This is a genomic window from Pseudomonas morbosilactucae (assembly GCF_023241715.1).
GTDB classification, from domain to species: Bacteria; Pseudomonadota; Gammaproteobacteria; order Pseudomonadales; family Pseudomonadaceae; genus Aquipseudomonas; species Aquipseudomonas morbosilactucae.
This window is the reverse complement of the sequence record NZ_JALQCW010000141.1, coordinates 1-2,821: the sequence shown is the minus strand read 5'-3', so window position 1 is coordinate 2,821 and position 2,821 is coordinate 1. Positions and strand designations below refer to the sequence as shown.

Here is a 2,821-nt window from a genome sequence, read left to right as displayed (position 1 = left end):
AACGCGGTGGCCAACATCCTCGATGGCGGCGAAGGTGCCGACCGTCTGGTGGGTGGCAAAGGCAATGACACCTACATCGTCGACAACCTCGGCGATGTGGTCGTGGAGGAAGCCAACGAAGGGCTGGACACGGTCAAGTCGTCCATCGACTACAGCCTGACCGCCAACGTCGAGAACCTGACCTTGACCGGTTCGGGGGCGATCAACGGCACCGGCAATGCCCTGAATAACCTCATCACCGGCAACGGATTAGCCAACGTGCTGGAGGGTGGCGCTGGCGTCGACACGCTGATCGGCGGCGCTGGCAACGACACCTATGTGGTCGACCTGATCGTCAAAGGCAGCGGCACCAAGGCCTCCGTGGCCCTGGAAGACACCGTGGTGGAGAAGGCTGGGCAAGGCGATGACACCTTGGTGCTGCGCATGGGCACCGATGCCATCAACGCCTTTACCGGCAAGGCCGCCGTGACCCTGGGTGCCAACCTGGAGAACCTGGATGCCAGTGACACCGGTAACCTGAACCTGAGCCTGACCGGTAACGCCGGCAACAACTTGATCATCGGCAACCTGGGCGATAACACCCTTAATGGCGGGGCAGGGGATGACCAACTGCAGGCCGGTGCCGGCGGCCTCAACACCTTGATCGGCGGCCTCGGTGCCGACACGATGTTCGGCAACAGCGGCAAGGACACCTTCAAGTTCAACACCCTCAAGGAGCTGGGGCTCAACGATAAGCAGGACGTGATCCACAACTTCACCAGCGGCATCGACCAGCTCGATTTCTCCGCCCTCAAGGGCTACAAGCTGGTGCAGGGCGGGGCGTTCAGTGGCGGCGCCAAGGAGTTGGTGTACCAGGTGGTCGGCAACGACCTGGTGGTCTATGGCACCCATAATGCGGACAAGGTCGCCGACTTCTCGATCAAGCTGGTGGGCATCGCCGAGCTGAGCGTCGAGGACTTCAGCCTGTAGCCCTTGCCAGTCGTGCTACAGCGCTTTTCCCGGAGGCAAAAAAAGGCCGCTACCCGAAGGTAGCGGCCTTTTTTACCGCCTTTACAATCTGCGCATCAGCGCAATGGATCAGGGAGGGGTCAGGTGAAAGTCATCGGCGACCAGCTTGATGGCGCCGATGTTTACATCACCCTTGACGCCCACCAACTTGATCGCGGTGTCTGCGCCAACAACATCGTCGGTATCGACGAAGATGTAGGCACTGCCTTTGTCGTAGCCGATGGCAACTTTAACGCTGCCCTCGGACGACTGGAACAATGCGTCGGCTGCGGCCAGCAGAGAAGCGTAAGTGGCCGTTGCTCCGCTGTCCGTGCTTAGGGTTTGTACGGTGTTTTCATTGTCCAAATCGATGCCAAGGTTGTTGAAACCAATGGTGTCGTCCTTGATGTTGAAGTCGGTGATGACGTCAATGCGGGTGCCAGAGGCATCGTTATCACGATCAACATTCGAGTCGCCCGCACTGAAGATAAACACATCCTGGCCTGCGCCACCGGTCAGGGTGTCCTGGCCCAGGCCGCCGACCAGCTTGTCATTGCCGGCGCCGCCGTTGATCACGTTGTTGCCGGCGTTGCCAATGATCAGGTTGTTGCCGGCATTGCCGGTCAGGCTCAGGTTCAGGCTACCGGTGCCGCTGGCATCCAGGTTCTCCACGTTGGCGGCCAGGGTGACGCTGGCCTTGCCGATGAAGGTCGCAAAGGCATCGGAGTCGGTGCGCAAGATCAGGGTGTCATCGCCTTGCCCGGCCTTCTCCACGACAGTGTCTTCCAAGGTGGCCGTGGCCTTGGCTCCGGTGCCCTTGATCACCAGATCGACCAGGTAGGTGTCGTTGCCGTCACCGCCGATCAGTTGGTCCACGCCAGCGCCACCGTCCAGCACGTTGGCCAGGTTGTTGCCGGTGATGATGTTTTTCAGGTCGTTGCCGGTGCCAAAGATTGCCGAACCGGTCAGGGTCAGGTTCTCGACGTTGGCCGTCAGGCTGTAGTCGATGGAGGATTTAACCGTGTCCACGCCTTCGTTGAGCCGCTCGGTGACCACATCGCCGATGTTATTGACGATATAGGTGTCGTTGCCCTTGCCGCCGATCAGGGTATCGAACTCACCGTCTACGTCATTGGCGCCGCCGTCGAGGATGTTGGCCGCGTCGTTGCCGGTCAAGGTGTTGGCCAGCCCGTTACCGGTGAGGTTGATGGCCGCCTTGGAATAGGCAATGGCGTTCTCGACGTTGTCTGCCAGCTTGTAGGTGTTCTTGGCGTAGGACACCACGTTCACCGTGTCGTTACCGCCTTCGACCCCTTCAATCACCTGGTCCTTGTCGCTGTAGACAAAGTAGGTGTCATCGCCGTCGCCGCCGGTCAGGGTATCGCCACCGTTCTTGCCATCGAGGGTGTCGTTGCCCGTGCCGCCGGTGATGACGTTGGCCGCCGCGTTACCGGTCAGTTTGTTGCCCAGGTTGTTGCCGGTGAGGTTGAACAGGCCGGTGCCGGTGACGGTAACGTTTTCGAAGTTCACCAGGTTGCCGACGCTGAGGTCGATACTCTGGGCTTCGGTCTTGCTGGTGTTGTTGTAACCGATCTGCAGCGTGTCGTTGCCTTCGTCTGCCTCCTCTTCAACCAGGGCCAGTTCGGCGGCGTTATCGAGGATGTACAGGTCGTCGCCCGCGCCACCGATCAGGGTGTCGATACCGGCCTTGCCGTCGAGGATGTTGTTGCCGGCGTTGCCGAGGATGCGGTTGTCCGCGGCGTTACCGTTCAGGGTGATGGCCAGGGTGCCGGTGTTGCGCGCATCCAGCACTTCCAGGTTGGCGCCCAGGGTC

The 2,821-nt window shown here is 60.5% G+C and carries 1 protein-coding gene and 1 pseudogene; one reads left to right on the top strand and one right to left on the bottom strand.

The window, feature by feature from the left end:
- The coding region (locus M1B34_RS33425) for a calcium-binding protein (protein WP_268267407.1) at window positions 1-969 on the top strand (969 nt) is incomplete at its 5' end.
- Between the two features lie 108 nt (window positions 970-1,077).
- Here M1B34_RS33425 and M1B34_RS33420 read toward each other — a convergent pair.
- A pseudogene (locus tag M1B34_RS33420) lies at window positions 1,078-2,821 on the bottom strand (hypothetical protein); the annotation flags it as partial.